Source organism: Flavobacterium sp. (assembly GCF_049318185.1).
Taxonomy (GTDB): domain Bacteria; phylum Bacteroidota; class Bacteroidia; order Flavobacteriales; family Flavobacteriaceae; genus Flavobacterium.
The window spans coordinates 1-7,359 of sequence record NZ_JBMOGV010000107.1 but is presented as its reverse complement, the minus strand read 5'-3'; the positions used below and the strand labels follow the sequence as shown (position 1 = coordinate 7,359).

Annotated in this window: 6 protein-coding genes and 1 pseudogene; 6 read left to right on the top strand and 1 reads right to left on the bottom strand. The window is 34.6% G+C overall.

Features of this window, described 5'->3' with window-relative positions:
- A partial coding sequence (locus ACOYLT_RS09330) for a M20/M25/M40 family metallo-hydrolase (RefSeq protein ID WP_422853588.1) occupies positions 1-431 on the top strand: 431 nt, incomplete at its 5' end.
- 37 nt (positions 432-468) lie between these two features.
- On the opposite strand, the gene ACOYLT_RS09325 is transcribed toward ACOYLT_RS09330, so the two are convergent.
- Complete coding sequence (locus ACOYLT_RS09325) at positions 469-972, bottom strand: DUF6265 family protein (RefSeq protein WP_422853587.1); 504 nt, start codon at positions 970-972, stop codon at positions 469-471.
- Between the two features lie 104 nt (positions 973-1,076).
- On the opposite strand from ACOYLT_RS09325, the gene prfA reads away from it, so the two are divergent.
- The 5 genes and pseudogenes from prfA to ACOYLT_RS09300 form a co-directional block, all read left to right on the top strand.
- Positions 1,077-2,150: a peptide chain release factor 1 gene (prfA, locus tag ACOYLT_RS09320; RefSeq protein ID WP_422853586.1), complete on the top strand. Its 1,074-nt coding sequence runs from the start codon at positions 1,077-1,079 to the stop codon at positions 2,148-2,150.
- A gap of 124 nt (positions 2,151-2,274) precedes the next feature.
- Positions 2,275-3,102: an orotidine-5'-phosphate decarboxylase gene (pyrF, locus tag ACOYLT_RS09315; RefSeq protein WP_422853585.1), complete on the top strand. Its 828-nt coding sequence runs from the start codon at positions 2,275-2,277 to the stop codon at positions 3,100-3,102.
- Positions 3,103-3,108: 6 nt separating this feature from the next.
- Positions 3,109-3,318 (top strand): annotated as a pseudogene (locus tag ACOYLT_RS09310) (cobalamin-binding protein); the annotation flags it as partial.
- A 152-nt stretch (positions 3,319-3,470) separates the two neighbouring features.
- Positions 3,471-4,256: an alpha/beta fold hydrolase gene (locus ACOYLT_RS09305; protein WP_422853584.1), complete on the top strand. Its 786-nt coding sequence runs from the start codon at positions 3,471-3,473 to the stop codon at positions 4,254-4,256.
- 425 nt (positions 4,257-4,681) lie between these two features.
- Positions 4,682-7,359 (top strand): methylmalonyl-CoA mutase family protein (locus ACOYLT_RS09300; protein ID WP_422853583.1); only part of this gene is annotated, 2,678 nt, incomplete at its 3' end.

Genomic DNA, 7,359 nt, shown 5'->3' with positions numbered 1-7,359 from the left:
CTAATAATATTGCTCGTGTGATTGTAAAGGAGGGCGAAATTTCAATTCAAAATTTGACCCGTTCTTCGGTAGAAAGTTCCAAATTTGATTTGGCAAATGCGTTGCGTTCAGCTTATGAATTGTTTGGTTGTGAAGTAGAATTTGGCGGAAGCTATCCTGGTTGGACACCGAATGTGAAGTCTGAAATATTGGACGTTTTAGTTCATATTTATGAAAAACAAAATGGTACCAAACCAAATGTCGTAGCGTGTCACGCCGGATTAGAATGTGGCATTTTAGGGACTAATTATCCTGGAATGGATATGATTTCTTTTGGTCCAACCATCCACGGTGCACATAGCCCTGATGAAAGAGCATCGATTAAATCGTCACAAAAATTCTGGAAGTTTTTCTTGGAAATACTGGCTAATATTCCGGAAAGGAGTAATTAGTGAATAGCAAACCTCGTTTAGAAATAGAAGAGGTTTATTATTTTTTATTCATCTGATAACTCTCTGAACTTTGTTTTCCTTGTTGCAATCCAGAAATAGTGGCAACCAGTTTGGTTTCATTCACTTTTTTGTAAACTATTTTTTGAGGATAATCGTGTTTTGGGTTTTCAAAACTAAACGAGTTCTCACTCTCGGAACTTAATATAAAATCTACCGGTTCATCATTATTTTGACCTTTAACGGTTGGTCTATAAACCAGCTCATCATTTACTTGTTTTAAGATTATAGTCTCCGAATGAACTGTATCTTTTTTGTTCATTATGAAATATGTGGTGCCAGAAAAAGTACTGTCATTATCTTTAGTCCATGTTTCGGTTAAAACTCCTTCGGGCATTTCATTTTCCCAATTGCCAATAAGCCAATTCAACTTTTCAAGTTTATCGAATTTTTTTTCTGATTTATTCTTACACGAAATGAACATTAATATGCTAACACTGCAAATCAATACAACCAGCAATATAAACCTTTTAGATTTTTTCATCTTCTATTTTTTTAAAACGCTACAATACTATAAAAAATCTGCCAACATAACACTCTAAACTATGCACTTTTTTACTACTTTTGCACTCGAAAATATATAATAATATGTTAGAAAGACTTCAATATGTAAAACAGCGTTTCGACGAAATTTCGGATTTGATTATTCAGCCCGATGTTATTGCTGATCAAAAACGTTATGTTCAATTAAATCAAGAATATAAAAGTATGAAAGCGTTAATGGAAAAACGCGATGAATATGTTACTCTTGATGCCAATATAAATGAAGCTAATGAAATTTTAGCAGATGGTTCAGATGCAGAAATGGTAGAAATGGCAAAAATGCAATTGGATGAAGCTAAAGAACGTTTGCCCGAGTTAGAAGAAGAAATCAAATTCATGTTAATACCAAAAGATCCAGAAGATGCTAAAAATGTAATGGTTGAAATCCGTGCTGGAACTGGTGGTGATGAAGCTTCTATTTTTGCTGGAGATTTATTTCGTATGTATACTAAGTATTGTGAAAGTCGTGGCTGGAGAACTTCGGTTGTTGATATGAACGAAGGAACCTCAGGAGGATTTAAAGAGGTTATTCTAGAAGTAACTGGTGAAGACGTATACGGAACCCTAAAGTTTGAAGCTGGTGTTCACCGCGTGCAACGTGTACCTCAAACTGAAACCCAAGGAAGAGTTCACACTTCGGCTGCAACCGTAATGGTTTTACCTGAAGCCGAAGAGTTTGATGTACAAATTGATATGAATGATGTACGTGTAGATTTCTTTTGTTCTTCTGGTCCTGGTGGACAGTCGGTGAATACCACAAAATCAGCAGTTCGTTTAACACACATTCCAACTGGGCTGGTGGCACAATGTCAAGATCAAAAATCACAACATAAAAATAAAGACAAAGCATTAGACGTTTTGCGTTCTCGTTTATACGAACAAGAACTAGCCAAAAAACAGGCCGAAGATGCCACTAAACGTACTTCTCAAGTAAGTTCTGGAGACCGTTCTGCAAAAATTCGTACTTATAATTACGCTCAAGGTCGTGTAACCGATCACCGTATAGGTATAGATGTTTTTGATATGGATGGTGTGATGAATGGAAAAATCCAAAAATTTGTTGACGAACTTCAGTTGGTGAACAATATGGAAAAACTAAAAGAAAGCGAAGTTTTTTAATCAAAGAAAATAGAGAAAAATAAAAATAGAAAAGATGTCATGCTAAAATTTAGTAAGGCATTTTTTTTTAACATTTAGCGAACTTTGCGAAAAACTTTGCGAACTTTGCGATTAAACATCCACTATGACAACCCAACAACTCGTTCAACAAATCAAAACCAAAAAATCCTTTCTTTGTATTGGTTTAGATGTGGATTTGAATAAAATTCCTCAGCATTTGCTGAAACTTGAAGATCCCATTTTTGAATTTAACAAAGCTATAATTGTGGCTACTCATGATTTATGTGTTGCTTATAAACCCAATACAGCTTTCCATGAAGCCTATGGTTTGAAAGGTTGGCAATCTTTAGAAAAAACAATTAATTATATCAATACAAACTATCCTGATATATTTACAATTGCGGATGCTAAACGAGGCGATATTGGCAATACTTCAACGATGTATGCCAAAGCTTTTCTAGAAGATTTGAACTTTGACAGTGTGACTGTAGCACCTTATATGGGTAAAGATAGTGTAGAACCGTTTCTCGCTTTTGAAAACAAACACACAGTATTATTGGCATTAACTTCAAACGAAGGTGCTTTTGATTTTCAAACTAAAATTGTTGATGGTGAGGAATTATATAAAAAGGTGATCAAAACTTCCAAGACTTGGATAAATAGTCAAAACTTAATGTATGTTGTAGGAGCTACCAAAGCGGAATATTTTACTGAAATAAGAAAAATTGTTCCCGATAGTTTTCTCTTGGTTCCAGGAGTTGGTGCACAAGGTGGCAGTTTGTATGATGTTTGTTCCTATGGCATGAATGCCGATATTGGCTTACTCATTAATTCTTCAAGAGGAATTATTTATGCTTCTGCAGGAGAAGATTTTGCGGAAAAGGCTAGGGAAGAAGCTCTGAAAATGCTACAGGAAATGGAAATAATTATGAAACAAAATGATTTGTTGTAATCTGTTTTGAAGATATTAATAGACCAACTTGGTACTTTACACACTTTTGAAATAACACCCAAAAAAATAGTTTCTCTTGTTTCCTCTCAAACAGAACTACTTTATGATTTGGGCTTAGAAGAGAATGTAGTTGGTATAACAAAGTTTTGTGTGCATCCTTTCCATTTCAAGTCAACAAAAACGATAATTGGCGTTAAAAAAAATCATTTTGAAAAAAAACTATTTTTGTAGATGGCGAAATGTTTTCTTGGTAGGGTAGCAGACTAGTAAAAGCGTTTGCCTATTTTAAATTGTTACACTAAAAACTAGTTTTTAAATTATTCTTCCATTGTAAATACTATATTTACATACAATCAATTGGTTTACTCGTGATAAATTACAGTATTTATTCAAACACTAAAAGCACACAATGGGTGACTTTTGTTCATGGTGCCGGTGGAAGTTCTGCTATTTGGTTTAAGCAAATTAGAGAATTTCAAAAAGAGTATAATGTTTTGTTATTGGATTTACGTGGTCACGGAAATTCAAACCAACAAATAAAAAATGCTTTCAAACAAAAATATACTTTCGCTGCATTAGCTGATGATATTGTTGAAGTTTTAGATTATTTAAAAATCGAAAAATCACATTTTGTTGGGATATCATTGGGTACCATTCTTATTCGTCAATTAGCCGAAACACATGCAGATCGAGTTCAAAGTATGATATTAGGTGGTGCTATTCTAAAAATGAATTTTCGTTCTCAAATCCTTATGAGACTTGGAAATATTTTTAAATACGTATTGCCTTATTTGGTTTTGTATAAGTTTTTTGCCTTTGTAATAATGCCCAATAAAAATCATAAACAATCCCGAAATTTATTCATCAATGAAGCGAAAAAACTATATCAAAAAGAATTTATTCGCTGGTTCAAACTAACAGCTGAGATTAATCCCATTTTAAAACTATTTAGACAAGTAGAAATGAGTATTCCAACGCTTTATGTCATGGGAGAAGAAGATTATATGTTTTTACCATCTGTGAGGAAAGTAGTCGAAAGTCACTCTAAATCGTCACAATTATTTGTGATAGAAAACTGTGGCCATGTTGTAAATGTTGAGCAATCTCAGACTTTTAATGATAAAGTTCTTTCATTCTTAAAGGCTCAAAAATAAAAGAACTGCCAATCCTTGATAGACTTGACAGTTCTTTCTTTTAACTAACCTAAACCAAATATAATAAAAAACCAAATTTATTACATTACAAATATACGTTGACTCAAAAGTAATTAATGTTAAGATTTTGTTATACTTATGTTATTGATTTCTAAAAATTTAACTTACTTTGTAGCTTCCTTCTTTCTTATCCTGTGTTAAAAATACTAGTTATGACAAAAGTTGAGATTTTCATTTGATAACGGTACAAATGTTTGCTCATCAACGGTTATGATTGTTAAAAATACTTTCCAAATAGTGTATTGTCACAAAATAGTATTATTAGAAAAACTACTTTATGTATTATTTTTATGTTTTCTACGAAATCGTTGTAACATTTTTATTTATTACGTAAATTGCAACACTAAAATTATCATATCCGCAAAATGGAACTACAAACGTCTTACATCCCTAAAAATAAAGTTAGAATAGTTACTGCTGCTTCACTTTTTGATGGACACGATGCTGCCATCAATATCATGCGACGCATTATCCAAGCTACAGGTGTTGAAGTGATACACCTTGGGCACGACCGTAGTGTAGAAGAAGTAGTCAATACCGCTATTCAAGAAGATGCTAATGCTATTGCTATGACTTCCTATCAAGGTGGTCACAATGAGTATTTCAAATATATGCATGACTTGTTGAAAGAAAAAGGTGCTGGTCACATCAGAATATTTGGAGGTGGCGGTGGTGTTATTTTACCTTCGGAAATTAAGGAACTGCAAGACTATGGCATTACAAGAATTTATTCGCCTGATGATGGTCGTGCAATGGGTTTGCAAGGCATGATTAACGATTTAGTACAACAATCAGATTATCCTGTAGGCGATGTTTTGAATGGCGAAATCAATCATTTAGAAGAAAAGAATGCTACTGCAATTGCACGTGTCATTTCTGCAGCAGAGAATTTTCCTAATGTGGCCAAAGAAACCCTTGATGCCATTCACAAGAAAAATGAAACTTCACAGATTCCAGTTTTAGGAATTACGGGTACTGGTGGTGCTGGAAAATCCTCTTTGGTAGATGAATTAGTGCGTCGTTTTCTAATTGATTTTCCAGAAAAAACTATCGGTTTGATTTCGGTTGACCCTTCAAAACGTAAAACAGGCGGGGCTTTGCTTGGGGACAGAATTCGTATGAATGCTATCAATAATCCTAGAGTTTATATGCGTTCGTTGGCAACACGTCAATCGAATTTGGCGTTGTCAAAATATGTAAACGAAGCTATTCAAGTCTTGAAAGCCGCTAAATATGATATCATCATTTTGGAAACTTCGGGAATTGGACAGAGTGATACTGAAATCATAGAACATTCAGATGTTTCATTGTATGTCATGACGCCCGAATTTGGTGCGGCTACGCAATTAGAAAAGATTGATATGTTGGATTTTGCTGATCTAGTAGCATTGAACAAGTTTGACAAACGTGGGGCTTTAGATGCCTTGCGCGATGTAAAAAAACAATACCAACGCAATCATAACCTTTGGGAGGTAAATCCTGATGAAATGCCTGTCTTTGGAACCATTGCTTCTCAGTTCAATGACCCTGGCATGAATACGCTTTATAAAAAGATAATGGACAAAGTAGTGGAGAAAACTGGAGCCGATTTGAAATCGACTTTTGAAATTACCCGCGAAATGAGTGAAAAGATTTATGTGATTCCACCCCATAGAACACGTTACTTATCTGAAATTGCCGAGAATAATCGCAAGTATGATGAGACGGTTTTGACACAAGTAGAAGTAGCGCAAAAGTTATACGGTATTTATAAAACCATTGAAAGTGTAAACAAAAAAACTATACAAATTGATAAATCAGGAATATATGCTAATTATTTGGATATCAATTATAATAACAATGATTTTCTAAACTTATTGGTGAAAGAATTTGATCGCGTAAAAATGAACCTCGATCCTTTCAACTGGGAAATTATCCTCACTTGGAATGACAAGGTAAACAAATATAAAAATCCATTATATAGCTTCAAAGTACGTGATAAGGAAATAAAAATTCAAACCCATACCGAAAGTTTATCGCACTCTCAAATCCCAAAAGTAGCGTTGCCAAAATACCAAGCTTGGGGCGATATATTAAAATGGAATCTACAAGAAAATGTGCCAGGAGAATTTCCATTTACTTCAGGATTGTATCCGTTCAAACGAGAGGGAGAAGACCCATCAAGAATGTTTGCTGGAGAAGGAGGACCCGAGCGTACTAACAAACGTTTTCATTATGTGAGTGCTGGTTTACCTGCTAAGCGTTTATCAACTGCTTTTGATAGTGTGACTTTATACGGAAACGACCCTGATTTACGTCCCGATATCTATGGAAAAATTGGAAATGCTGGCGTATCTATTTGTTGTTTGGACGATGCTAAGAAATTGTATTCTGGTTTTGATTTATCCAACCCTTTAACTTCGGTGTCTATGACGATTAATGGTCCCGCACCTATGTTGTTAGGGTTTTTTATGAATGCCGCTATCGACCAAAACTGCGAAAAATATATAGTTGAGAACAACCTACAGGTTGAAGTAGAAGAGAAAATTAATGAGATTTATAAAAAGAATGGCTTGCCACGTCCTGTATATAATGGAGAGTTGCCACAAGGTAATGATGGTTTAGGTTTAATGCTTTTGGGTGTTACAGGCGACCAAGTTTTACCAATGGATATTTATCAGGAAATTAAAATAAAGACATTGTCACAAGTGCGAGGCACAGTGCAAGCCGATATTTTGAAAGAAGACCAAGCCCAAAACACTTGCATTTTTTCTACAGAGTTTGCATTACGATTAATGGGTGACGTACAGGAATATTTTATCCAACAGAATGTACGCAACTTTTATTCGGTTTCTATTTCGGGCTATCATATTGCCGAAGCAGGAGCCAATCCCATTACGCAATTGGCATTTACCTTGTCCAATGGCTTTACCTATGTGGAATATTACTTAAGTCGTGGCATGGATATCAACGATTTTGGTCCAAACCTGTCCTTTTTCTTCTCTAATGGTATCGATCCAGAATATGCAGTCATTGGAAGAGTAGCACGTAAGATTTGGGCGAA

Bases quoted from the DNA above. Each gene is read 5' to 3' on its own strand.
- ACOYLT_RS09325 (WP_422853587.1), bottom strand. From the start codon at position 972: ATGAAAAAATCTAAAAGGTTTATATTGCTGGTTGTATTGATTTGCAGT.
- pyrF (WP_422853585.1), top strand. From the start codon at position 2,275: ATGACAACCCAACAACTCGTTCAACAAATCAAAACCAAAAAATCCTTT.
- prfA (WP_422853586.1), top strand. From the start codon at position 1,077: ATGTTAGAAAGACTTCAATATGTAAAACAGCGTTTCGACGAAATTTCG.